General features: G+C 35.3%; 27 protein-coding genes. 9 read left to right on the top strand and 18 right to left on the bottom strand.

Going from position 1 to position 23,393, the window contains the following annotated elements; translation table 11 throughout:
• Positions 1 to 5: 5 nt before the first annotated feature.
• The 5 genes from E7Z77_RS02070 to E7Z77_RS02055 all read right to left on the bottom strand — a co-directional run bounded on the left by E7Z77_RS02070 (position 6) and on the right by E7Z77_RS02055 (position 5,493).
• Positions 6 to 659: a tributyrin esterase gene (locus E7Z77_RS02070; protein WP_292749629.1), complete on the bottom strand. Its 654-nt coding sequence runs from the start codon at positions 657 to 659 to the stop codon at positions 6 to 8.
• A gap of 15 nt (positions 660 to 674) precedes the next feature.
• Positions 675 to 1,592, bottom strand: coding sequence for a glutamine amidotransferase (locus E7Z77_RS02065; RefSeq protein WP_292749627.1), 918 nt, complete (start codon positions 1,590 to 1,592; stop codon positions 675 to 677).
• 337 nt (positions 1,593 to 1,929) lie between these two features.
• Entirely contained in the window at positions 1,930 to 3,267 is a 1,338-nt protein-coding gene (gene glnA, locus E7Z77_RS02060) for a type I glutamate--ammonia ligase (protein WP_292749625.1), read from the bottom strand.
• A gap of 502 nt (positions 3,268 to 3,769) precedes the next feature.
• Positions 3,770 to 3,883: a symporter small accessory protein gene (locus tag E7Z77_RS09795; protein ID WP_366510228.1), complete on the bottom strand. Its 114-nt coding sequence runs from the start codon at positions 3,881 to 3,883 to the stop codon at positions 3,770 to 3,772.
• Entirely contained in the window at positions 3,883 to 5,493 is a 1,611-nt protein-coding gene (locus E7Z77_RS02055; protein WP_292749623.1) for a sodium/solute symporter, read from the bottom strand. The genes E7Z77_RS09795 and E7Z77_RS02055 overlap by 1 nt, the downstream gene beginning before the upstream one ends.
• 243 nt (positions 5,494 to 5,736) lie before the next feature.
• Here E7Z77_RS02055 and E7Z77_RS02050 point away from each other — a divergent pair, with 243 nt between their 5' ends.
• Together E7Z77_RS02050 and E7Z77_RS02045 are read left to right on the top strand one after the other, a co-directional pair.
• Entirely contained in the window at positions 5,737 to 7,038 is a 1,302-nt protein-coding gene (locus E7Z77_RS02050; RefSeq protein WP_292749621.1) for a phenylacetate--CoA ligase, read from the top strand.
• Positions 7,039 to 7,046: 8 nt separating this feature from the next.
• Positions 7,047 to 7,478, top strand: a complete 432-nt coding sequence (locus E7Z77_RS02045) for an amino acid-binding protein (RefSeq protein WP_292749619.1) — start codon at positions 7,047 to 7,049, stop codon at positions 7,476 to 7,478.
• A 73-nt stretch (positions 7,479 to 7,551) separates the two neighbouring features.
• Here the strand turns inward: E7Z77_RS02045 and E7Z77_RS02040 are convergent, their stop codons facing one another.
• The 4 genes from E7Z77_RS02040 to iorA all read right to left on the bottom strand — a co-directional run bounded on the left by E7Z77_RS02040 (position 7,552) and on the right by iorA (position 10,708).
• Positions 7,552 to 7,716, bottom strand: coding sequence for a hypothetical protein (locus E7Z77_RS02040; protein ID WP_292749617.1), 165 nt, complete (start codon positions 7,714 to 7,716; stop codon positions 7,552 to 7,554).
• A gap of 179 nt (positions 7,717 to 7,895) precedes the next feature.
• Positions 7,896 to 8,174 carry a hypothetical protein gene (locus tag E7Z77_RS02035; protein ID WP_292749615.1) on the bottom strand — a complete coding sequence of 93 codons (279 nt, stop codon included), beginning with the start codon at positions 8,172 to 8,174 and terminating at the stop codon, positions 7,896 to 7,898.
• Positions 8,175 to 8,229: 55 nt separating this feature from the next.
• Positions 8,230 to 8,814 (bottom strand): indolepyruvate oxidoreductase subunit beta, encoded by a 585-nt coding sequence (locus E7Z77_RS02030; protein WP_292749613.1) that lies wholly within the window; start codon positions 8,812 to 8,814, stop codon positions 8,230 to 8,232.
• 4 nt (positions 8,815 to 8,818) lie between these two features.
• A complete protein-coding gene (gene iorA / locus E7Z77_RS02025; protein ID WP_292749611.1) occupies positions 8,819 to 10,708 on the bottom strand; it encodes an indolepyruvate ferredoxin oxidoreductase subunit alpha in 1,890 nt (629 codons plus the stop codon).
• Between the two features lie 105 nt (positions 10,709 to 10,813).
• Between iorA and tfrB the strand changes: the two genes are divergently transcribed.
• The 5 genes from tfrB to glyS are packed head-to-tail and all read left to right on the top strand — an operon-like array spanning position 10,814 to position 16,349.
• Positions 10,814 to 12,289 (top strand): fumarate reductase (CoM/CoB) subunit TfrB, encoded by a 1,476-nt coding sequence (gene tfrB / locus E7Z77_RS02020; protein WP_292749609.1) that lies wholly within the window; start codon positions 10,814 to 10,816, stop codon positions 12,287 to 12,289.
• A 12-nt stretch (positions 12,290 to 12,301) separates the two neighbouring features.
• Positions 12,302 to 13,210: a TrmJ/YjtD family RNA methyltransferase gene (locus tag E7Z77_RS02015; RefSeq protein ID WP_292749608.1), complete on the top strand. Its 909-nt coding sequence runs from the start codon at positions 12,302 to 12,304 to the stop codon at positions 13,208 to 13,210.
• On the top strand, positions 13,207 to 14,037 hold the full coding sequence (locus E7Z77_RS02010) for a 4Fe-4S binding protein (RefSeq protein ID WP_292749606.1): 831 nt from the start codon (positions 13,207 to 13,209) through the stop codon (positions 14,035 to 14,037). Before E7Z77_RS02015 ends, E7Z77_RS02010 begins: the two co-directional genes overlap by 4 nt.
• An 18-nt stretch (positions 14,038 to 14,055) precedes the next feature.
• Positions 14,056 to 14,640, top strand: a complete 585-nt coding sequence (dcd, locus tag E7Z77_RS02005) for a dCTP deaminase (protein ID WP_292749604.1) — start codon at positions 14,056 to 14,058, stop codon at positions 14,638 to 14,640.
• Between the two features lie 14 nt (positions 14,641 to 14,654).
• Complete coding sequence (gene glyS, locus E7Z77_RS02000) at positions 14,655 to 16,349, top strand: glycine--tRNA ligase (protein ID WP_292749603.1); 1,695 nt, start codon at positions 14,655 to 14,657, stop codon at positions 16,347 to 16,349.
• A gap of 13 nt (positions 16,350 to 16,362) precedes the next feature.
• On the opposite strand, the gene E7Z77_RS01995 is transcribed toward glyS, so the two are convergent.
• Entirely contained in the window at positions 16,363 to 17,136 is a 774-nt protein-coding gene (locus E7Z77_RS01995) for a transcriptional regulator FilR1 domain-containing protein (RefSeq protein WP_292749602.1), read from the bottom strand.
• Between the two features lie 179 nt (positions 17,137 to 17,315).
• Between E7Z77_RS01995 and E7Z77_RS01990 the strand changes: the two genes are divergently transcribed.
• Both E7Z77_RS01990 and E7Z77_RS01985 read left to right on the top strand, forming a co-directional pair.
• Positions 17,316 to 18,071: a TatD family hydrolase gene (locus E7Z77_RS01990; protein WP_292749600.1), complete on the top strand. Its 756-nt coding sequence runs from the start codon at positions 17,316 to 17,318 to the stop codon at positions 18,069 to 18,071.
• 26 nt (positions 18,072 to 18,097) lie between these two features.
• A complete protein-coding gene (locus tag E7Z77_RS01985; RefSeq protein ID WP_292749598.1) occupies positions 18,098 to 18,997 on the top strand; it encodes a TDT family transporter in 900 nt (299 codons plus the stop codon).
• Between the two features lie 24 nt (positions 18,998 to 19,021).
• On the opposite strand, the gene E7Z77_RS01980 is transcribed toward E7Z77_RS01985, so the two are convergent.
• The 8 genes from E7Z77_RS01980 to E7Z77_RS01945 all read right to left on the bottom strand — a co-directional run bounded on the left by E7Z77_RS01980 (position 19,022) and on the right by E7Z77_RS01945 (position 23,296).
• Positions 19,022 to 19,522 carry a cell division protein SepF gene (locus tag E7Z77_RS01980; RefSeq protein WP_292749596.1) on the bottom strand — a complete coding sequence of 167 codons (501 nt, stop codon included), beginning with the start codon at positions 19,520 to 19,522 and terminating at the stop codon, positions 19,022 to 19,024.
• A 5-nt stretch (positions 19,523 to 19,527) separates the two neighbouring features.
• Positions 19,528 to 20,580 carry a DUF1611 domain-containing protein gene (locus E7Z77_RS01975; protein WP_292749594.1) on the bottom strand — a complete coding sequence of 351 codons (1,053 nt, stop codon included), beginning with the start codon at positions 20,578 to 20,580 and terminating at the stop codon, positions 19,528 to 19,530.
• Positions 20,581 to 20,849: 269 nt separating this feature from the next.
• The gene (locus tag E7Z77_RS01970) at positions 20,850 to 21,245 is read right to left on the bottom strand and encodes a tetratricopeptide repeat protein (protein ID WP_292749592.1); all 396 of its coding nucleotides are present in this window, start codon (positions 21,243 to 21,245) and stop codon (positions 20,850 to 20,852) included.
• Positions 21,246 to 21,283: 38 nt separating this feature from the next.
• Positions 21,284 to 21,577 carry a tetratricopeptide repeat protein gene (locus E7Z77_RS01965; RefSeq protein ID WP_292749590.1) on the bottom strand — a complete coding sequence of 98 codons (294 nt, stop codon included), beginning with the start codon at positions 21,575 to 21,577 and terminating at the stop codon, positions 21,284 to 21,286.
• A 289-nt stretch (positions 21,578 to 21,866) separates the two neighbouring features.
• On the bottom strand, positions 21,867 to 22,292 hold the full coding sequence (locus E7Z77_RS01960) for a hypothetical protein (RefSeq protein WP_292749588.1): 426 nt from the start codon (positions 22,290 to 22,292) through the stop codon (positions 21,867 to 21,869).
• 17 nt (positions 22,293 to 22,309) lie between these two features.
• The gene (locus E7Z77_RS01955; RefSeq protein WP_292749586.1) at positions 22,310 to 22,633 is read right to left on the bottom strand and encodes a hypothetical protein; all 324 of its coding nucleotides are present in this window, start codon (positions 22,631 to 22,633) and stop codon (positions 22,310 to 22,312) included.
• 111 nt (positions 22,634 to 22,744) lie between these two features.
• Positions 22,745 to 23,092: a hypothetical protein gene (locus E7Z77_RS01950; RefSeq protein WP_292749584.1), complete on the bottom strand. Its 348-nt coding sequence runs from the start codon at positions 23,090 to 23,092 to the stop codon at positions 22,745 to 22,747.
• Between the two features lie 9 nt (positions 23,093 to 23,101).
• Complete coding sequence (locus E7Z77_RS01945; protein ID WP_292749582.1) at positions 23,102 to 23,296, bottom strand: hypothetical protein; 195 nt, start codon at positions 23,294 to 23,296, stop codon at positions 23,102 to 23,104.
• Between the last annotated feature and the right edge of the window lie 97 nt (positions 23,297 to 23,393).

Below are 23,393 nucleotides of genomic sequence, written 5' to 3'. Positions count from 1 at the left end.
AGCTCCTATTGCATATTAACGATTTTTTTAAAATTTGCATAATCTACATCAGTCAGTTCAAAACCATATTTTGTTAGGATTTCTTTCAGATCTCTTTGATCTTCAGGAGTGGTTTTTTCCATAACAGCATTCTTTCCTAAGCTTTTTACATCACCAAGAACATAAATGCTTCCCCTCATAATTGATTCGCCGACATCATCGGTTACATCACCAAGTATTATGAGTTTACCTCCCATCATGAGCAATCCTGTCATGTATCCGCTGTTTCCGCCAATGATAACAGTTCCGCCTTTCATGATTTCTCCGGTTCTTGAACCTGTGCTTCCTTTTACAATTACTGTTCCGCCATAGATTCCCTGTCCTGCACCATCACCGGCAGTACCTTCTATAATCAATTCGCCTTCTGTCATATTATCTCCGGCAAACCATCCTGCATTACCTTTGATGTGTATCCTTGGTCCGTTGACCATTGTTCCTACAAAATAACCTGCAGAACCGTTGATTTCTATCTCCACATCTTCAGTTAAACCTGCACAGATATTGTGTCTGGATTCGGGATTATCAATAATGAGCTTATCATGAGATAGAGCCTGTTCTTTTATGGTGCGATTCAATTCTTTACCATCTATACTTTTTGCATCAATAACACATTCTTTCATCGATGAACCCCCTAATCAGATGGTGTAAGACCTTGTTTCGCCAGGTGCGATTTGCTCTATCTGGTCGGAATCAATTACATTATGCAATGCCATCTCTTCTGAGGCTATTGCAAAAATCTCATCAGTTTCCACCATTACACCTGGTCTAAGGCCAAGTTTGTCCTTTGCAATTCCAATTCCGTTAGGTGTTCCCACCAATATTGAAAACGGACCATCCAAATCAATTACAGCCTGGTCTAAAGCCTCTTCCAATTTATAGCCTTGATTAAGTTTATCTGCCATATAATGAACAATGCACTCTGTATCGTTAAATGATTCGAAAGTGTGTCCTTTTCTCTCTAAAGGATCCCTTATTTTCCAGTAATTGGTGATTTGCCCATTATGAACCACAGTTATATCAGGTATTATGTAACTTTGATATGGGTGTGCGTGATAACGGTCGACACCACTTTCAGTCGCAAAACGGGTATGTCCTATCCCATGTGTACCCATCCTGCTTTGAACATCAAATCTTTTTGCAATATCTTTTACTTTTCCGGTGTCCTTTATCATTTCAAATGAATGTGAACCGTTGATGACCCTTACATTTTCCAATTCGTCGATTTCTCTTATAAATGGGTGTAGACGGGAAAATTCGTCCAATGCTATTTTACATTTATATACATCGGAGTCGCCTACAGACTCAATCAACTCTTCTTCAAATATTGGACTTATCTGAGTTAATAATGATTTTAAATTGTCTAATGCTCCACGTCTTCTTTTTACTTCAATGTTTAATTGATAATAATTTTCAGGAAAATTTAAACTGCCGTAGATTGCATAACCTGCTGAATCAGGTCCCCTGTGCTGCAGTGATTCCAACATTGCAGTCAAGGTTTCACCTACGGGGTGAGTTTTTTTATCTTTGTATATTACGCCTGCTATTCCACACATTTTCTGCCTCCAAATAAAATAATTGGTAAAACGTATCAAAATATTTCTGATCTTGGTTGATTTTATTGAATCTGTATTTTCAGTTTTGATTCATCCATATGCCTAACAACCAATATCTCAAAATTACCATATGCCTTAAAAAAATAATAAAATCTTGATTTTAAACTTACAATATGCCTGCTAACTGTATCTTAAAATTACCATATGCCTTAAAAAAATAATTTTAAAATTTAATTCAACATCACTTCGATTAAATTCATACCTCCAAAAAATTTTAGATTGATCGGTGGCCAATTCAAAGAGAGGATTTCAGATTTGACCACCAATAAAGGAAACTTTATACGTTTAAATACTCATCTCTTTCATAATCGAATACTTGTATTCTATAAGCATCCCATTCGGCTCTTTTTATGTTATAGAATTGATTGAACACTTTTTCTCCGATAGCGTTTTTGATTACCTCATCCTCTTCTAAGGAGTGATATGCTTCCCATAAGCTTGTTGGCAGATTTGCAATTCCCCTTTGGTTGATTTCATCTTCGGTTAATGCGAATAAGTTTTCTTCGGTAGGTTCTCCAGGGTCGATTTTATTGTCCATACCGTCTAAACCTGCTTCAAGCAATGATGCAAATGCCAAGTATGGGTTACATGATGGGTCAGCTGATCTGCATTCGATTCTTGTACCTAATCCACGAGATGCAGGAATCCTTAATAATGTTGACCTGTTTTTAAAACCGTAAGCAATGTAACATGGTGCTTCGTAACCCGGCACTAAACGTTTATAAGAGTTAACTGTAGGTGATAAAATTGCTGATAAAGCCTGTGCATGTTTCAGCAATCCTCCAATGAAGTATAATGCATCCTGTGATATTTGATTTTCAGTGTCAGGGTCATAGAAAATGTTTTCTCCATTTTTGAATAAGCTCTGATTACAATGCATTCCGCTACCGTTAATTCCCAGGAACGGTTTTGGCATGAATGTTGCTTTAAATCCTAATTTGTTGACTAATGCTTTAACTGCCTCTTTGAAAGTTATTACAGCATCAGCTGTTTTTAAAGCGTCTGCATATTTGAAGTCCACTTCATGTTGGCCTGCTGCCACTTCGTGGTGACTGACTTCCACATTGAAATCCAATTTTTCCAAACCTAATACTATTTCCCTTCTAATGTCGGTACCTTGGTCTAATGGCTCTACGTCAAAGTATTCAGCATCATCTGCAGGTACGTAATTTCCATCTTCATCTTTTTTGATAATGAAGAATTCAGGTTCGGGACCCATATTGAATTGGTATCCTCTTTTTTCTGCTAATTGTAATGATTTTTTAAGTACACCCCTTGGATCGCCGTCATAAGGTTTTCCTTCTGTAGTGAAAATATCACATATGAATCTGCTTGTACCTTTTACTTCAGGTCTCCATGGAATTGTTGAGAAGGTGTCGATATCAGGTTTTGCAAGTAAATCACTGTCATTAATTGAAGCCAATCCTGCTACTGATGATCCGTCGAACAGTAATCCGTCGTTTACTATGTCTTCTACATCACTAGCTTTTTTAAGAGGTACTGCCATACTTTTTGGTAATCCATGTATGTCTGAGAACTCTAATTTCAAAAATTTTATATCATTTGCTTCAATTGTTTTAATTATTTGGTCTAATTTGTTATCTTCTGCTGACATTTTCTCACATCATTTTTGAGTATATTATCCACTTAGTTGAATAATATTGAAAGTGGAAACCCTTTGACTAAAGGAATTTTAAAAAAAATACCTAGTCGGAAGGACACTATCGGAAGGAATGTTCCTTCCGACTAATAAGTTTATCATTATTAATATATAAATATTTTGAATGACAGGGAAAATGAAAACTAAACTTAATCCGTTATTTTTATGAGTTTACAATCAAATCATAGAACATTTGCGGATTTGACATATCTCTTACGGTAGAAAGTAAATCTAAAATAAATCAGATGAAATTAAACTGAAAAAAGCAAGCATCAATCAAATCTAAAAGTAGAATAATACATGAAAAAATCGGTTAGTGCTAAAATCTTTCCCTTTCCTGATTGAAGGCATAAAGTTGAAAATTTAAAAAAAAAATAAAAAAAAGGAGTTATATTTAATAACTCTTAATTATCTCATTTGATTAACAAAGGAAATCAAATAATAAGGATTTAAGAATTTAATCTCCTTTATTCCAGTTTACAATACCATAAACAATACATAAAAGTGTGGATAATATAATTCCAAGATAAACTCCCCAAATCAATGGGTCCTCAATTCCTAAAATTCCCATTATGCATCACTTCCTTTTGTATCAATGTTTTCAAACGCTTTATCAATAACCTCATCTGCAGGAGGTTTGGTAAGTAAACTTACAACTATTGTGAATAAAGCTGAAACTGGAACCGCTATCAACATAACATCAATGAATGGCCATGGTGCAGTCGGCAGCAATGTTTCCACACCACAAACAAACTTACATATTCCAAGCCCTACTGCAGTCTTTTTGAATACGAAAGTCAGCCAGAATAAGCTGACAAAGGTTCCAGAAAGAATTCCAGCAATAGCACCAAGTCTGGTAATGCCTTTCCAGTAAAGTGCACCTAAAAATACCGGCAAGAATGCTGCTGCACAGATTTCAAAGAACAGGCTTGTTCCGAGTGCAACTACACTTCCAGGCAGTGAGTATGCCATTACCAATGCCAAGATGATAGCTATCAAAATACCTACTCTTGATATGCTTATCTGATCTAATTTCTGTTTGGATTTTTCTCTTATTGTACCGTAGATATCCACACCGAATGCAGTACCCTGTGTGTGCAGTTGTGAGGATATTGTTGACATTGCCGCTGCAATCAGGGACAACAAGAAGATGTATACAAACCATTCAGGCAGTGCCATTGTAATGAATGTTGGAATAACCTTATCAATGTTTCCTCCAACAACATCAACAGCAATCTTACCCAATTTGTCATAGAAATATACGTTTGAAAGTGATCCCACGATATATGCTGTGGTCGGCATGATTGCAATGAATATACCTCCGATTAAAACTGACCTATTCAATTCCTTATCGGATTTGACAGTCATGAATCTTACGATTAATGAAGGCTGTGCGAGCACTCCGATACCTACACCGATTAATGTGGATGATACAAGTGACCACCAGAATGGTGTTCCAAACTGTGGGAAGGCCGTCCATCCCGTACCGCCCGTTGCAAGCGCATCGGCAGGATATAAATTAACCATGTTTGTCAATGCAGTGTTTGCAGTATCGATTCCTCCAAGCAACCAATATACATACACAAGCAGGAATACCATTGCAACAACCATAATTGTTCCCTGGAGAGCATCTGTATACATTACACCACGTATACCACCAAACAATACATAGAATGTGATGATAATGGATAAAATAAGCAAAGCAATACTGAAATCAATCAATAAAGATGATTCTAAAAATCTTGCTGCCCCGATTAAAACTACAGCAGCATATAAAGGCATTGCACAGAAGATTATCAAACCTGAGAAATAATGGATGAATTTTGAGTCGAAACGTTTACCTAAAAACTCCGGAAAAGTTAAAGAATCCAAAGCATGTCCCATCCTACGGGTCCGTTTTCCTAAAAATACAAAGGCGATGAACACACCAATAATGATATTCAAGAAAGCCAACCATAAAACACTCATACCATATTCACTAGCAACTCCCCCAAAACCAACAATAGCCGCTGTCGAAATAAAAGTAGCCCCATAACTCATTGCCATAATAAATGGGTGTGTATCTTTACCAGCAATCATAAAGTCTTCAGAGGAATTAGTTTTTTTGTATGCATAATAACCTACAAATACAAGAGCGAATATGTAAATTATAAATACAATTGCTAAAATCATTACGTTCATAAATAATTACCTCTAAATATTAAAAATTATTAATATTACAATTATATATTATTAAAATGAATATATATAAATATTTTCACATAAATATACATTAATGTACTTTTAAGTACATTATGTCCAGTTTAATTTTAGTCGCTGAAAATGATATGCAATAAAAAATTAGCTGAAAAAAATAATAAATTTTTATAATATCAAAAGCAAATAATTAAACAGTATTAGAAAATTTGATAGAATAGGGATAAAATGTTTTGGAATGAAGAAACTGAATGTATGAACAAAGAAGAAAAGGAAAAACTGCAGCTTGAAAGACTTAAGAAAACTGTAAAGCTTGCATATGAAAATGTTGAATTTTACAAAAGAAGATTCGATGAAATCGGTTTAAAGCCGGAAGACATCCAAACTCTAAAAGACATTGAAAAGATTCCATTTACAACAAAAAGTGATTTAAGGGAAGCTTACCCATTAGGATTACTTGCAGTTCCTCGTGAAGAAATTGTAGAAGTGCACGCATCATCCGGAACAACCGGAAAACCAACTGTTACCGCATACACCCAAAATGATTTGGACATATGGGGAGAATGCATTGCACGTGGACTCAAGATGGCAGGAGCTGAAAAAGAATACATCATTCAAAACGCTTATGGATATGGATTGTTCACTGGTGGTTTTGGTATTCACCACGGTGGAAACAGAATGGGAGCGATTACCATCCCGATTTCTGCCGGAAATACTCAAAGGCAACTTGACACAATGGTCGATTTCCAAAGCGACATTTTAACATGTACCCCATCATATGCAATGTATCTTGGAGAATCAAGAGAAAAGGCAGGAATTTCACTTGAAGACATTAACTTAAAAGCCGGAATCCACGGTGCAGAAATGTGGACCGATGAAATGAGAAAAAGAATAGAATCCTCCTTAGGAATTAAAACCCACAACATATATGGTTTGACAGAAGTTATGGGGCCTGGTGTTGCACAGGAATGTCGCGAACAAAACGGAATGCATATCCAAGATGACCATTTCTACCCTGAAATCATTAATTCCGAAACTGGTGAAACTTTAGACTACGGTGAGAAAGGAGAACTTGTATTAACATCCCTAACAAAAACTGGAATGCCTATATTAAGATTTAGAACCAAAGATTTGACTTCACTCATTTCTGAAAAATGCGAATGTGGAAGAACAACCGTAAGAATGACAAGAATCACCGGAAGAAGCGACGACATGCTAAAAATCAAAGGTGTTATGGTATTCCCTTCACAAATCGAAAAGGCATTGCTTAAAATCGAAGGAATCAGCCCTAATTATATGATTCATGTAACAAGACCTGACATCCTGGATGAAGTGGAAGTGAAAGTTGAAGCTTCAAAAGAATTATTCTTTGATGAGATGAAAGAAATGGAAAGGGTTGAAAAACAAATTCAGGCATCCATCAGATCAGAAACCGGTCTTAGAGTTGATGTTACCATTTGTGAACCTGAAACACTTCCAAGAAGCGAAGGTAAAGCTGTACGTGTAATTGATGAGAGGAATTTTGAATAGGTGGTAAAATGGCAGTTAAACAAATTTCAATTTTCGTAGAAAACAAAGAAGGAAGAATAAAAAAAGCTATTGATACATTAGCAAGAGCAAATATTAATATTCGAGCCCTTTCAATAGCTGATACATCAAAATATGGAATTTTAAGATTAATCGTTTCCGATAATGAAAAATCTATCGAAGCGCTTGAAAAGGATGGATTTATTGTAAAAGAAAACGAGGTCATAATTTTAGCAGTTCCAGATGAACCAAACGGATTAAACTCAACATTAGCTGTTTTCGATGAAAAAGGCATTAACTTGGAATACCTTTATGCATTCGTTAGCAGCAAAACTGATGAAGCCATTGTTGTTATGAGATTGGAAAATATGGAAAAAGCTATTGGAGCTCTTAAAGATAGCAACGTTAAAATATTAGACGAAAACGACATTAAAGATTTATAGAAAAGAATTATCTCTTTTCTACAAATTATTTTTATTTTTTATTTCAACTATTTTTTCCAAGGACACTTCAGTCTTATATGCAATACTGCTCAATGCCCTGCTCAATTTCCTCATCTTTACCAACATTATACATATTTTCACCATATTCATGAATTAAACTCATCCTACCACCTAACAAATCACAAGTAACATTTCTTTCCAAAGTATCCTCAACAAACTTATCTGTTGTTAACCACACTTTTATTACAGAAACAAAGTTTAAAAAGTTTAATATTAGAATTAAAGGATAATTATTTAAATAAAATGGTTTTTTGAAGTAAATATTATGAAATTAAATCAATAAATTAAAATGAAAGCAATTTAACAAAAAATAGTGAAAATTTTAAAAAAAAATTATAAAAAAGTAAAGAAAAAAAGCTAAAATTCTTTTAGTAATTTAGCAATGTCTTCTCTTGAATATCCTAAACGGACAAATAGGCTTTTAAGTGGTTCATTATCAGGAATAGAACCTAACTCTTTCCAAGTTTTGAAATCGTTTTTCATGATTCCATTGATTAAAAGTTGAATAGTAATCAAATCTTCACTTTTAACTGCAATAAATGCATCTACATCCCCAAAAACATTTTCCGGATCAATTAATGTTAATTTTCCATTCCTATCTTTTTTTATAATAGCATTGTCAATTTTGTAAGCCATGATAACCACTCTTTATATATCTATTAAATTATTTGTTTAAATAGTATTTAAATTTTTAACCTTTAATTGAATTGTACCCACTTTCAATAGCTTTTAAATTCATCTCATGGAATTTAGGTTTTAAATTATTTTTCATTGCATCGATTACAGACTCTTTTGTCAATGGAAACTTATCATCAGCAGTGACAGCACCTAAAAGAACCATGTTTAAAGCCAATACGCTTCCAGCATCAATAGCCAATTTTGTACCGTCGATTGGAAGCACATGTTCAAAATTCTCTTTCAAGATTTTTGTTATGCTTTCCACACTAGGATAGGCCTTATCTGATGAAGAAGGAACAATCGGATGAGTATTATAAACGATTTTAGTATTGGCGTTTACCTTATCCAAACCCCTTATTGTTTCGATTGGTTCAAAGGAAAGCAACATGTCCGCACCTTGTTTAGGAATAATTGATGAATTGTATCCTCCAATCTTAAGTTCTGTGGAAACGGATCCTCCCCTTTGGGACATTCCATGAATTTCACTCATTACCACATCCAATCCCTGATTCATTGCAGCTTCTCCAATGATTGTGGATGTTTTAATAATTCCTTGGCCTCCTACGCCACAAATATAAATGTTATAATGATTATCCATATTATCACCTGCCTGCCTCTAAAGCGCCATACTTACAAACCTGAATACAAACATTGCACCCGTCACATTGTGACTTGTCGATAGTGATTTTTCCATTGATTTTTGAAATGGCAGGGCATGCCAATTCATTTACACATTTATCACAATAATTACAGTTTCCTTCAATGAAGTTGACCGGTGGCTTTTTGGTTAAGCCTTTAATTAATGTACATGGTGCTTTTGAAATAATAACGGCAGTATCATCTCTTTCAAATGCTTCCTTATATGTTTTTACTACCTGATCCAAATTAAACGGATTGATTACACGCACATAGTCACATCCGCAGGCCAGAGCCAATTTACGAACTGAAACTTCAGGAGCCTCATCCCCCATTCCATCAACTGGGATTCCAGGGTTAGGCTGACCTCCAGTCATTGCAGTGATTCTGTTGTCCAGCACTGTCAAAACAAAATTATGCTTATTGTGCACCGCGTTGATTAACGGGGAAATTCCGCTGTGGAAAAATGTTGAATCTCCAATGAAACTGGCCACCTTCTGGTCTGTTGAAACTGAAAATCCGCATCCGTCACCTACGCTTGAACCCATTGACAGGAGGTAATCCGCAGCATTATATGGCGGATTGATACCCAAAGTGTAACATCCGATATCTGAAGCGAATATCACATCGGAAGTCTTCAAGCCCAATTCATCAATCGCTAAGTTAATTCCATAATACATTGCCCTGTGAGGGCATCCTGCACATAAAACAGGAGCTCTTGACGGAATATCCTCACATAATTTTTCCAAATTGGAAGAATAGCTAATATCAGTTTCCTCTTTAAAGCTCAATATTTTATTTAATCCTTCTGCAACTACATCGGAATTGAATTCATGATAAAGCGGGAAAGTTCCATCCAGTTTACCATGGACCTGCACATCAAGATTATTTGCTCCTATGCATGCCAAGGTATCCCTTTCTATTATAGGGTCAACTTCCTCAACTATGAAAACTTCATCCAAATCTTTTAAAAATTCATGAACCTTATCCTGAGGGAACGGATATGAAAATCCCAATTTTAGAATGTTGACGTCCAAACCGTTGAATTTTACAACGTCATGGGCATAATTATATGCGCTGCTTGAAGCAATCAAACCATATTTTTTACTCTCGCTTGTGATTTCCCTGTTCAAGTCGCTTTTATTTGTAATTTCTTCAATTTTGTGAATTTTATCCCAAAGCCTTACATGCATATCCCCAGCAAATGCAGGAACTGGAACATATTTTGACGGATCCTTGTTGAAGTGACCCCTCTTCCAGTGGTTATCATTGTTTGATGAGTTATCCCTCACATCACCAAATTCGACAACACCTCTCATGTGAGAGACCCTAGTGGTTGTTCTGACAATGACAGGTATATTGAATTGCTCTGACAAATCAAATGCATATTTAACCATGTCCTTTACTTCTTGACAGTTGGAAGGCTCTAAAATAGGCACATTTGCCAATCTTGCATAATTACGGGTGTCCTGCTCGTTTTGAGATGAAAAAAGTGACGGGTCATCAGCTGACAGGATAACCATTCCGCCGTTGACACCGGAATATGCAGTTGTCATGAAAGAGTCGCTGGCAACATTCATGCCCACATGTTTCATGAATGTGAATGACCTGAGACCTGAAGCCGCGGCAGTTGCAGCAACCTCCATGGCGACTTTTTCATTGGTAGAAAATTCAAAATAAATATTAGCATCCTTAGCTAACACGGATAATACATTTCCAATTTCTGATGAAGGAGTTCCTGGGTATGTCGCTGCAATAGAAACGCCTGCTTCTATAACTCCCCTTACAGCAGCTTCATTACCTAGTAAAAATTGTTTTTCACCAGATACTCCTGTGACTAATTCTTTTAAATTCATTATACTTTCCTCAAAATTATCATTAATACAATATATTATATAATAGTTTAAGATATAAATATTATATTATAATGTTTTATAAACTTTTATAAATGGGGAGAAATGATGATTAAAGTTTATGTTTCAAGATTTAATAGCGAAATCGATGCCGAACAACATTTGGAGTGTTATGAAATCGAACAGACACCCAATATGAAAGTTCTTGATGCTTTGCAAGCTATTAATGAAAAATATGATGCTGATATTAGTTTTAGAAGCTCCTGCAGAGCGGGACAATGCGGTTCCTGCGGCGTTTTATTTAATGGAAACGGAGCTCTAGCCTGTCAAAAGGAAATCAAGGACGGTGCGATTATCGAACCTCTCAAGTTTCCGGTCATTAAAGACTTAATTGTTGATAAATCAAGTATTGAAGCAAAAGTTAAAGATTTGCAATTATCCCTTCAATGCGACCGCGAATGCAATGAACTTGATACAAGCATGACCAAAGAAGACACAAAAGACACCAAAAAGGTAAGAAGCTGCATTGAGTGTTACTCCTGCCTTTCATCATGCCCTGTCGTCAACATTGCAACAGAAGAATTCGGCGGCCCTTATCTGATGAGATACATTGATAAGTTTGAAACCGATCCGAGGGATAGCTTCGATAGGCTTAAGGAAGCGCTGGATGAAGGGCTGTACAAATGTACAAGCTGCGGCAAATGTCTGGCAGTATGTCCTAAAAACATCAATACTTTCGGCGATGCAATAGAGAAAATGAGAGCGATTGCAGTTGCAAACGGTTCAGGACCTCTTCCGGAGCATGTTGCATTCAAAGAAAACATCATGGAAACCGGAAGGTCCGTAAAAACGGATAAGGCTTCATTCATTGAAGAAGTGCAAAATGAAACCGGCTCAAAAGTGGCTTTCTTTACCGGATGTATGGTGGACTATAAATTCCCTGAAATCGGCCATAAATTAGTTAAAATCCTAAAAGAAAATGGAATCGATATTGATGTTCCTGAAGGTCAGGTATGCTGCGGTTCTCCGCTGCTAAGAACTGGCCAAGTAGATATAGTACAGGACCTTGTTGACAAAAACAAGGAAGTCTTTAAGGATTATGATACTGTAATTACAATCTGTTCCGGTTGCGGAGCTACATTAAAAAATAACCACCCTCAATTCGGCTCAAAATTAAATGTGATGGACATCAGCGAGTTTTTAGTGGACAAGCTTGATGAAGAAAAACTCAAAGAAGTCAATATGACCGTCACATACCATGACCCATGCCATTTGGCAAGAGGGCAAGGCATTAAGGACGCCCCTCGGGAAATAATCGAAAAGATACCTGGCGTCGAATTTAAGGAAATGCTATATCCTTGCCAATGCTGCGGTGCCGGAGGAGGAATCAAATCCGGAAAACCGGAAATTGCAATGGAATTATCCAAATCAAAAGCAGAGATGATTAAGGATACCGGTGCTGATGCAGTAATTACAATCTGTCCATTCTGCCAATTGAATCTGCAGGACGGATTGAATGAAATTGGATGTGATGATGTGAAATGCATGCACATTCTCGAATTATTGGATAAGGCTTACGAATAATTGAATTAGGAGTTGATTAAAATAGGAGATACTGCAGTGAGTGAAGAGAAAGTAGTTGAAACTACATCCATGGCTTCACCTGAAAAAAAGGAAGAAAGTGCTCCTGAGAAAAAATCAACATCCACAAAAAAAGCAAAATCCACAAAACAATCCAGAGGGACCGCCAGGTCAAAAATCGTAAGGGAACAGGAGGAAAAAGAGGTAAATCTTTTTAAGGAAAATATTTACATCGTTTTTGTTGAATGTGAAACCCCCGGAAATATCGGTTTTCTTGCAAGGACAATGGCCAACTTCGGATTGAAAAATCTAGTATTGATAAATCCACCAACATTAACAAATGAAGCGTATTATCAGGCAACACACGGAAAGTATATTGTCGAAGATGCGAAAATATTCCCAACATTGGATGATTTTTACCAATCACAAAGAATTGACTTTAAGGTTGCTTCAACAGGAATGGCTGGGGGCAGCTATAACCTCTCAAGAATTCCTCTCAGACCTGAAGAGCTTGGTGAATCCATGAACGTTTCAAATAAAATAGCAATACTCTTTGGAAGAGAGGGAAACGGACTTACAAATAAAGAGATTGAAGACTGCGACATATGCGTTTCCATTCCAACAGATCCGACTTACCCAATCATGAACATTTCACATGCCGCTGCAATAATATTTTACGAACTATTCAAAAATAAGCATGACTACGGAGTTCAAGGCCTTGAAGAAAGCAGCGAACTGGAAAAGGAATATCTTATTAAAGACATGCGCGATCTGATTGATAGTTTAGATATTCCCGACCATAAAAAAAGGAATGGTCTTAAAACATTCAACAACATTATTTCAAGAGCTTTCATTACAGCAAGGGAAGCTCATACATTTAAAGGCATATTAAGACGATTGAAAAACAAAATAGGTGAACAATGAGAAAAATAAGCTTTGCCGACATTAGCATTTTTGTATTGAAATACATCTTCAACTGGAGATTTTGGATAGCAGAGATAACAAAAAAATCCAAAATATATAAAAAAATAATTGACAAGATGCTTTTTGAAGATGATGAAATCATTGTTGTGCCGAATACAATCAACGTAAACAAGAAAATTGAATCAGAAGGTTCTGAATTCCTGCCGACAGACATCATCAAGGAAGTAATCAAACGCAGCGACGACATTGTCATCATGAATTCCTGCCTTTGCAGAACTTCAAACAACTGCGAAGATTATCCTCAGGACATCGGATGCATTTTCCTTGGACCTACCAGCAAAAAGATTCCAAAGAATATTGGAAAGCAGGCTACTGTTGAAGAGGCATTAGCTCAAGTCGATAAAGCTGATGAAGCGGGACTGAGCCATATCATTGGAAGAAATAAAATTGATACAGTATGGATGAATGTAAGGCCCGGAAAAGGGCTTTTAACAATATGCCATTGCTGCCCATGCTGCTGCCTGTGGAAAGTACATCCCAATTTAGACCCTGAAATCAGCGCCAAACTGCAAAAGCTTGACGGTGTTGAAGTGAAACTTCATGAAGACAAATGCAGACTGTGCAAAAAATGCCTTGATGAAGTGTGCATGTTTAAAGCCATCGGCATAAACGATAACAAAATCACAATTAATTATGATAATTGCAGAGGCTGCGGCCTTTGCGTCAATACCTGTAAATTTGATGCCATTACAATTAGCTACACTGATGAAACCATTGAAAATGTAGTTAACAGGATGGATAACTTAATTGAAATTAAAGAATTATAAAAATATTTGCGTGAAAAAATGGCGATTTTAAGCGATAAAACTATAAGAGAATATTTAGAGGAAGGTAAAATTGGTTTTGAACCTCTTTTAAATGAAAAACAAATACAACCATCTTCCGTTGACATGAGATTGGGAGATGAATTTAAAGTATTTAAAGTTATCAGAAAACCTTATATTGACCCTAAAGATGAAGAGGACATTGCATCCTACATGGAATCAACCGTTGTGAATGAAGGTGAAGCATTCATAATTCATCCGAACGAATTCGCATTGGCCACCACATTGGAGTATGTTAAAGTGCCTGATGACCTGGTTGCAAGAGTCGAAGGCCGTTCCAGTATGGGGAGATTAGGTGTTACAATGCATGTTACAGCCGGTTTCATTGATCCTGGCTTTGAAGGCAAAATCACTTTGGAGATATCCAACATCGGTGCAATGCCTGTTGCATTATATCCCGGCCAAAGGGTATGCCAAATAGTGTTTGAAACAATGACAACCCCCTCAGAAACACCATATGGCCATCCTGATAGAAACAGCAAATATATGGGTCAGACCAGACCTGAAAGCAGTAGAGTTAAATTAGATTATGAATTGAAAAAATAATGGAGTTAATACTTATGAATCACGACAAAATGACAAATATTAGTGCAAAAAGAGGTTTTTTATGGCCGTCCTTTGAGATTTACTCCGGAGTATCCGGTTTTACCGATTACGGTCCTCTCGGAGCAAGCCTAAAAAATAACATCATGCAGAAATGGAGAAAACAATACGTTTCCGGTGAAGGATTTTATGAAATTGAAGGCCCTACCGTAATGCCTGAAGAAGTTTTGAAGGCATCAGGACACGTGGACAACTTTACCGATCCTATGTGCAAATGTGAAAGCTGCGGAGAAGTGTTCAGAGCAGACCACATCATTGAGGAAGTTATCGGAGAGGATGTTGAAAGCCTGGAAAATGAAGAGCTTGACCAAATCGTTATTGACAACGACATTGTTTGCCCGGAATGTGGTGGAAAACTCTCAAACATCTGGAATTATAATCTTATGTTTAAAACATCCATCGGTGCAAAAGGGGATAAGGTAGGTTATATGAGACCTGAAACTGCACAGGGAATATTCATTTTATTCAAACGTCTGGAAAGATTTTTCAGAGGAAAATTGCCTTTCGGTGCAGTGCAACTTGGAAAAGCATACAGAAATGAAATTTCACCAAGGCAAGGAGTCATCAGACTCAGGGAATTCACACAGGCCGAAGCTGAAATCTTCCTAAATCCAAAAGATAAAACCCACCCTAAATTTTCACAAATCGAAGATGTCGTTTTGCGCTTAAATTCACAGGAAGTTCAGGAAAATGATTTGGAGCCATTGGAAATCACTGCTCGCGAAGCACTTGATAAAGGAATTGTAGCTAACGAAATGTTGATTTACCAGTTATACTTGGCCCGTAAGTTTTTGACTGAAATTGGAATCCCTGAAGATGTTTTAAGATTCAGACAACACCTTAAAGGAGAAATGGCTCACTATGCACTTGACTGCTGGGATGTTGAAGTCAAAACCGACAAATACGGTTGGGTTGAAATTATCGGAATTGCAGACAGGGGAGACTATGACTTGTCATCACACTCCGAGTACAGTAATGACGATTTGAACGTATTCGTGGAATATGACGAACCTAAAAAGGTTAAAAAAAGCATAGTAAAACCTAATTTATCCAAATTCGGACCTATATTCAAAGGGGATTCACCAAAAGTAAAACAGGCCATTGAAGATACTGACGTTTCTGAAATCAAAGCCGCAATCGAAAAAGACGGTAAATTCACCGTTGAATTGGATAAAACCTACGAAGTGACTGAAGATTTACTTATCTTTGAAGAGGTTGAAGAGGATATAACCGGAGAAAAGATAATTCCCCATGTGATTGAACCTTCATTCGGAATTGACCGTATCACCTACTCCGTATTGTTGCATTCATTTACCGAAACAGATGAAAAGGATTACTTTAAATTCAATAAGTCTGTAGCTCCGGTTCAACTTGGAATCTTCCCGCTTGTCAATAAAGAAGGTCCTCGTGAAATTGCACTGGATTTAACAGAACAGTTAAGGATGGCAGGATTTACTGTTGAATATGATGCAACAGGAACCATCGGAAAAAGATATGCCAGAGCTGATGAAATCGGTATTCCATTAGCGATAACAGTTGACTTTGATACTTTAGAAGACAATCAGGTAACTGTCAGGGACAGGGATACAGAAGCTCAGGAAAGAATTCCAATAGATGAATTGAACGAATATCTTGAAAAATATTACAAATGAGTTTAAAACTCATTTATTTCTTATTTTTAAAATTTTCAAATAGATTATTAGCCCATCTGATTGAATCTTCATCATCTGAAGTTAACAATCTGTTTTGGTCAAAATAGCCATCATCCTTAAACAGTCCCAAAATCATCATTTGATTGGTTACAATCAACAGAAAGTTATTTTTACCGCTGAAGGACTCCAATTTACTAATTTTTGAATTATTTTTAAATGTTTCAAACACCAAATCGGATACAATCAAGTCAATGCTCTTCTTTTCCAAGCACAAGTTATTTAATTTCTCGTTAAATTCCTCATAATAAAAAGGCAGAATGCATTTGACATCATTTGCCGCGTCCAGTGCATCTGCAATATACTTATATGCCCTATATACGTCAAAACCATCTGATTCGATGATATTCGCCTTTTCAAGTAGATTCATCTCTGCAATCGACTTTTCAGGAATCATGCAAACAATGTGCTTATCCAGAATATTGAAAAATTCGTTCAGGACTTTGATGACACCATTCAGCTCCAATACATTTCTAACCTTCAATTTGGTTGAGTTGGACAAGAAATATTTATTCGATTCCCGATACAGGTAGTCTTCGACTTCAAGATCATGCATGTTGCTTGAAATTGAACTGTAGCTGAGCCCGGTCATGTTATTCAACTCTTTCATGTTTAATTCCTGTTCATACAAAGTCGCTAAAATTTTCAGCCTCACCAGGGAGTTGGTTAAATATTTAACCTCTTTTGAAATAGTTTCATAGATTTTTAAAATACTGATATATTCTTCCACATTAATCACCTATGCAGTATTACATATCATAATATTTTTATTACTAAAAATATAAAATCTTGTGAAGTGAACAGATATGATAAATAACACTTGAGAAAACTTTAAATGAAAAAATAATCAGTTATTTTTTTAAAATAAAAAAAACAAAATAACATCAAATAAAACAAGTTCGTGATAATATGATTGATACACATATCCATGCAGATTCAAGAAGCGGAGAAGATTTTAGGGAAATGTTTTTATCCGGAATCGACAAGGCCATAACCTGCAGCTATTATCCCTACAGGATAGATGCAGAAATTATCCTTTTAAATCATTTAAACAGGATTTTGGAGTTTGACACAAGGAGGGCCTTGGAATACGGGATTGATTTGAAAGTGGCATTGGGAATCCATCCTACAAATACAATAGCAAAACCTGAAATAATATACGAAAACATTTATGACTGGATAAGCAATGGCCAGATTGTAGCCATCGGTGAAATAGGTCTTGAAGATTTGACTGAAGATGAAATAGCCATCTTTAAAAAACAGCTTGACATTGCAGATGAAACCGGCTCCAAAGTCATCATCCACACCCCAAGGAAAAACAAACTTGAAGTGCTGAAGGAAATCATGGATATTGTACCTCAACATCTGGATGAAAAGCAGGCCGTTATTGACCACATCAATCATGATGTTATTGGCGAAGTCATTGACAGCGATTATATGCTCGGCCTGACCGTTCAGCCACAGAAACTTGATACAAAAGGCGCAATTGACATTTTAGAAAATTACGGGTTTGACAGATTCCTATTGAACAGCGATATGAGCAACAAACCTTCAGACCCCCTTTCAGTTCCTAAAACAATCCGCGAACTGAAAAGGTTAGGTTTCAAAAATAGCGAAATCGAAAAGATTTCACACAAAAATGCGGAAAAATATTTCAGAATATAAGCTAATGAATTTTAAATGGTTGGAACATGAATCTGATTAAAAAACTCCCGATTCCAATGGCCGGATTGATTTTGGCCATATTGTCTTTGGGTAATCTCCTGCAGGACATTAACCCTCATTTAAGATACCTGTTTGGAGCAATAGGAGTCCTGCTTATTGTTTTAATGATTCTGAAAGTGATTTTATATCCTCAGAACATCAAGAATGACTTCAAAAACCCAGTTATTGCCAGCAGTTCCGGTACCTTTTCAATGAGTTTGATGCTTTTATCTACATACCTCATTGAATTTACGCCTGAAATTGCATGCGCTATATGGATAATTGGAATTAGCTTGCATATTCTGCTAATGATTTACTTCACATATCATTTTATTGTACGAAACTTTGATATTTCAACAGTCTATCCTAGCTACTGGATAGTGTTTGTCGGAATAACTATGGGAGCCATCACTGCAGGCATACATGGACTTGATGAAATTGGATTCATATGCTTTTTAATAGGATTTGCGGCAATGCTTGTGACATTGCCATTGGTAATCTACAGATACATAAGATACCGAAATATTCCTAACATGAATAAGCCTTTAATTTGTATTTTCACTGCATTAATAAGCATACTGATAGTCGGATATCTGAATTCCTCACCATCCCCTTCAAAAGAATTTTTAACCATACTCTATTCGATTGCATGCATATTCTACATTTTTGCATTCTATAAGCTTATCGAATACAGGAACCTGGAATTTTATCCCAGCTTTTCGGCATTCACATTTCCATTTGTAATAAGCGCACTTGCAACAAAAGGAATCTTAAAAATAAATAGTCCAAATTACTTTTTACATTTAATCCTGACTATAGAAACGGCAATAGCCCTGATAATAGTGATTTATGTTTTAATCAGATATGTGAAATTCTTAAAAAAATAGTAAAAGAAGTAGAATTGAATCTACTTAACCCTTATTGACCAGTCTCACTTTTTTAGGAGAAAGGATAATTAAATTTTTCTCTTCTGAACGTGACAACAACAATGCCTGAGCACCATATCTTGCCCTCATTTGTTTAATTTTATCTCCAGCTAATTTGAAGTTAGCAGGACTTTCCTTTTCAAGAAATGACAGATCCAAAATGACAGGATTTTTCTCTTCGATTATCTGGTCAACAACATAGTTAATGTCATCAATGGTTTTTGGCCTTATTAGAATCACTTCATAAAAAGACTGTTCAGGAGTAATCACATAATCATCATCGAAATAATCATACTCAGTGACGTCTTGCTGTGATTTGGACCAGGAGTCATTTTGTGAAGCATTGTTTTGCTGTTGTGCATGGTTATTAGATTTTGTGAAGTTGTTAATAAATTCGGTTAAATTAAAGCCTTCCCTATCTTTTTTCTCACCGGATTCAGTTTCTTCAAAACCTAAACTTCTTTTTAATGTGTCTGTAAAGCTCATTTAAATTACTCCTTCAAATATTCAAGAATCGCATCTAACAATTTAGAAGCTCCATTATTATAAACATCTTCAGCAGGTAAGTTATATTTGGATTCAAAGAATTCTGGGCATAAATCCAATTCAGCATTCTTAAGGTTGATTGATAAACCGACGACTTTGGTAGGTTCAACAGCTTCAATAGCCTTAATCTCTTCAGTAATACCTCTTGGCTCTCTATATGGGTGATTTGGTCTGTGTCCAACAATAACTGCATCAGGAGCAGCACCGATTAAAATGGCTGCAGACAATCCTCTTGGATGAGGATTTCCCTTTTCAGTTAAGCTGGATTGTCCTTCAATAAAAATAATGTCTGGTTGTTTTGTATCTTCAACGTATTTGATTGCAGATAATACTGCTGCCGGAACATCCATGGCAGACAGGCTTCCTGCCCTGAAGTTAAAGTCAGTAGGTTCTTCAAGTCCCATTTCGTCAGTGGATATGATTGCCGGTTTCAAGCCTTTTTCCACACTTGCAAGACCGAGCATTTTGGTTGTGGTTCTTTTACCGCATTCCTGGGAAGTTCCTCCAACGAAAATTACCGGTGCTTTTGGCTTGTATGAAATTTTAGGCAAAACTTCGCATGATTTTTCAGGAGCAACACCTGCAATTTTTTCAACAACATCTAATCTAGGGCCAATTTCTTTAATGACAACATTTTTTGCATCAGCAAATTTCTGTAAGGACAGGTTTTCGCTAACAGATAAAGACCTGAATGATGTGATTACGTTAAGTCCGGCATCAATAGCCTGAACAGCATATTTTAGAGCTGCGCCTTCTGCACCTATCGGCAGCATTATGACCAATGACTTTGCATCAGTTGCCATTTTCAAACAGTTTTCTAGGCTATCTGACACCATTTGGCCACAAAACTCTTTTCCCTGTTTTCTTTCATCATCATCTATGAATCCTACTGTCTCGATACCTTCAAGATTGGAGAATTTTTCTCCTCCGCCTCCGCAGCCCACTACGATAAACGGATTTAAATCCTGAATCTCTTTTACTGAATTTACTGAATACAACAATTTCACCCCTATAACTTATAATTTATAACAACCATGTAAATTTATTATCCTAAGTTTTTTAAAAATAATTTTAAAAAAAATGTTATTATTATTAATTATAATTTTTCACATTAATAAATGTAAATGTTTTTAGGAGATTTATTTTGAAAAAATCAATTAGGTTATGATTATTAAGAAGGCTCTTTTATTTGAATTTTTCTCTTTAAATTTTCGAATTGTGATTTAACTACCTAACTTATGTTTTCTGACAATAATCGGTTGAAAAACTATTCTTCAATCAGATTTGAGATTTTTTCCTTTTCCTTTAAGATTTCATCCTTTGGAAAATTAGGATACTTGCTTAGATATTCATCATATACCTTCAGAGCCTCATCGTATTTTTCCATTAATTCAAGTGACTGGCCATAATATGCGTAATAAACACTGATTAAGTTATAATCATCAAATTTCATTTCAGAAACTCTTTTAAAACCTTCCAACGATTCATTGAATTTGCCCAACTCCGCTAGAATCTTTGATTTTGTGATTTTTATAAATATGTCATGCGGATTATTTTTTAAAATTTCATCTGCATATGCTAATGCATTTTCATAGTCCCCATTAATCATGTGCATCTTACATAACTGGCCTAAAAGCATTACATCTTCAGAATCATATTCCAAAAGTTCTTCTAGGCCCCTTATCGCATCATCATGTTTTCCTAGTTCAAAATAGCAAATATTTTTTTTTGCAAAACCATCATTAAATCATTGTTGTTTTCTAAAGCTCTGTCAAAATAATATAATGCTACATTATAATTCCCCAAAAAGTAATATGCATATCCCTTATTGCTTAAAGCATCAACATTATTCTGATCTTCTTTTAAGAATTTATAAAAACAATCAATTGCAAGTTCATATTCATCCAAATTCATGCATGCCACTCCTTTATAATAATCTATTGCAACATCCTGAAAGACAATTTTCTGAACTTCATCAAAACATTTAAAGGACATTTCTTTGTCATATAATTCCGAATAATAGACCCCATTCCAAAGTATTAAATCAAGATGATTATATTTATCTAGATTCAATATCTTATCGATATAATATATGGCCTCCCTAAATTGAAAATCCTCAGCATAACCTTATGATCTCTTCAAATACTCTTTTATAATCCCTTTGGATATGAATTTATATAATTTATTTTTTATCATGGAGCTCCACTCGTATTATTCGTTGAATTATTTTTTTGTTCATCTTCTTCTAAAAAGTCTATAATGTATAATAAATGTTAGTAATTTCCTATTTTAATCTTCTTTTTTTAGAGAGTCCCATCACATACCAAACCACTAATGTGATGAGAGTCACTGCCAGATATTTTATCCAGGTGTTATTTGTTGTAAATATGCTCCAAAGCATTGGAATGGTTGATAAGTCAGTATTGAATAATATTCTTAAACAAATTTCAGCGACAATAAATGAAATCAAAATTGGAAAAATAACTATGCGGAAATATGAAAATGAAGGCAAGCTAGTACGGTATTCAAGTGAAAGACTTTCAAATTCCTTTCGAATCTCAACAAAAACAAAAAGTATGACAAATGGGAAGAAATCTAAAAATCTGCTTGTATTATAAAATGCAGATAATGATAGGCAGATTACAAATATTCCAATATAAATTAAGAATGAAATGATAATTAATCTATTATTTTTTTCTTTAAAACTCATTAACAAACACTTCCCTGTTACGGATTATTATCTATATAATATGGAAAAATCACATGTTTAAAAAATAAAATTTTCATATGATAATCAATAAATTCTCCTACAGTAGACCAATACATTGTATTGTATACAGATTCGAGTGTTCCATACCTATCAATAGTATGGGAACCATAATCGAGTGCCCCACCATTGGCTTTTGCAAGATTCATTAAATACTTGTCAAAACCTGAATTTACAGATTGTTTTGTAACATGGCGAACTAAACGACCATCTGATAAAACAATACTTCCAACACGTGCTGCCGTACCTTTTAATAGAGATGATACACCTCCAGACGGAATCATTGATGTCCCCACGTCAAATATAAAATGGGTCGCTCGATTATAATTCCAACCTCTGTTTAAATCATCTATATTCTTCTTTAGATACAATATCATCTCATAATAATCTCCTATTTAATTAGTTAAATCAGAAGCAATTAACTTTAATATAAACCAAATAAAACTAGAATCGAAAAATGCTCTTAAAATAATTTCACATAAAACTGCTGATATAATAAAAGGAATCCAGTATACATGGCAATTAACTTTAAATGAACTGAAATTATCATGAAAATATTCCTGATATAAAGCTGTAAAATCTAACTTTAAAATACTCCCGAGATATAATAATAATAATGGAAATGCCATTATAAAACGTCCATCGTTCAAAATAAATGATACTAATAATAAAATTAAAAAAACAGCAATATAAATCACTAGTGTGATTAATTTCAATTTATCCCTTTCTTTTTCAAAAGACATGTTTTTACCTCAGTCAATGAAAATATTATCAATAATTGTTTGTCCAATAACATATTCATAAAAAATATATTTTTTTATATAATCATTTAATTCTTTTTTGGTAGTGCCATACATTGTATTTGAAATTGCTTCTATTGTCCCATATCGTACAATAGTGTATGGATTATACTCAATAGTGCCCCCATTAGATTTTGCAAGGTTCATCAGATATTTATCAAAACCGGAATTCACAGATTTTTTTGTAATATGTCGAACAATATGACCATCAACAGAAATGATTTTCCCAACACGTGCTGCCGTA

Source organism: Methanobrevibacter sp. (assembly GCF_015062985.1).
GTDB lineage: Archaea > Methanobacteriota > Methanobacteria > Methanobacteriales > Methanobacteriaceae > Methanocatella.
Note: the sequence above shows the minus strand (reverse complement) of the source record. Positions and strands in the feature narration are given on the sequence as shown.

Excerpts from the sequence above, each read along its gene's own strand:
- E7Z77_RS02070 (WP_292749629.1), bottom strand. The coding sequence starts at position 659 with ATGAAAGAATGTGTTATTGATGCAAAAAGTATAGATGGTAAAGAATTG.
- E7Z77_RS02065 (WP_292749627.1), bottom strand. The coding sequence starts at position 1,592 with ATGTGTGGAATAGCAGGCGTAATATACAAAGATAAAAAAACTCACCCC.
- glnA (WP_292749625.1), bottom strand. The coding sequence starts at position 3,267 with ATGTCAGCAGAAGATAACAAATTAGACCAAATAATTAAAACAATTGAA.
- E7Z77_RS09795 (WP_366510228.1), bottom strand. The coding sequence starts at position 3,883 with ATGGGAATTTTAGGAATTGAGGACCCATTGATTTGGGGAGTTTATCTT.
- E7Z77_RS02055 (WP_292749623.1), bottom strand. The coding sequence starts at position 5,493 with ATGAACGTAATGATTTTAGCAATTGTATTTATAATTTACATATTCGCT.
- E7Z77_RS02050 (WP_292749621.1), top strand. The coding sequence starts at position 5,737 with ATGTTTTGGAATGAAGAAACTGAATGTATGAACAAAGAAGAAAAGGAA.
- E7Z77_RS02045 (WP_292749619.1), top strand. The coding sequence starts at position 7,047 with ATGGCAGTTAAACAAATTTCAATTTTCGTAGAAAACAAAGAAGGAAGA.
- E7Z77_RS02035 (WP_292749615.1), bottom strand. The coding sequence starts at position 8,174 with ATGGCTTACAAAATTGACAATGCTATTATAAAAAAAGATAGGAATGGA.
- E7Z77_RS02030 (WP_292749613.1), bottom strand. The coding sequence starts at position 8,814 with ATGGATAATCATTATAACATTTATATTTGTGGCGTAGGAGGCCAAGGA.
- iorA (WP_292749611.1), bottom strand. The coding sequence starts at position 10,708 with ATGAATTTAAAAGAATTAGTCACAGGAGTATCTGGTGAAAAACAATTT.
- tfrB (WP_292749609.1), top strand. The coding sequence starts at position 10,814 with ATGATTAAAGTTTATGTTTCAAGATTTAATAGCGAAATCGATGCCGAA.
- E7Z77_RS02010 (WP_292749606.1), top strand. The coding sequence starts at position 13,207 with ATGAGAAAAATAAGCTTTGCCGACATTAGCATTTTTGTATTGAAATAC.
- dcd (WP_292749604.1), top strand. The coding sequence starts at position 14,056 with ATGGCGATTTTAAGCGATAAAACTATAAGAGAATATTTAGAGGAAGGT.
- glyS (WP_292749603.1), top strand. The coding sequence starts at position 14,655 with ATGAATCACGACAAAATGACAAATATTAGTGCAAAAAGAGGTTTTTTA.
- E7Z77_RS01990 (WP_292749600.1), top strand. The coding sequence starts at position 17,316 with ATGATTGATACACATATCCATGCAGATTCAAGAAGCGGAGAAGATTTT.
- E7Z77_RS01985 (WP_292749598.1), top strand. The coding sequence starts at position 18,098 with ATGAATCTGATTAAAAAACTCCCGATTCCAATGGCCGGATTGATTTTG.
- E7Z77_RS01980 (WP_292749596.1), bottom strand. The coding sequence starts at position 19,522 with ATGAGCTTTACAGACACATTAAAAAGAAGTTTAGGTTTTGAAGAAACT.
- E7Z77_RS01965 (WP_292749590.1), bottom strand. The coding sequence starts at position 21,577 with ATGTCCTTTAAATGTTTTGATGAAGTTCAGAAAATTGTCTTTCAGGAT.
- E7Z77_RS01960 (WP_292749588.1), bottom strand. The coding sequence starts at position 22,292 with ATGAGTTTTAAAGAAAAAAATAATAGATTAATTATCATTTCATTCTTA.
- E7Z77_RS01955 (WP_292749586.1), bottom strand. The coding sequence starts at position 22,633 with ATGATTCCGTCTGGAGGTGTATCATCTCTATTAAAAGGTACGGCAGCA.
- E7Z77_RS01950 (WP_292749584.1), bottom strand. The coding sequence starts at position 23,092 with ATGTCTTTTGAAAAAGAAAGGGATAAATTGAAATTAATCACACTAGTG.
- E7Z77_RS01945 (WP_292749582.1), bottom strand. The coding sequence starts at position 23,296 with ATGAACCTTGCAAAATCTAATGGGGGCACTATTGAGTATAATCCATAC.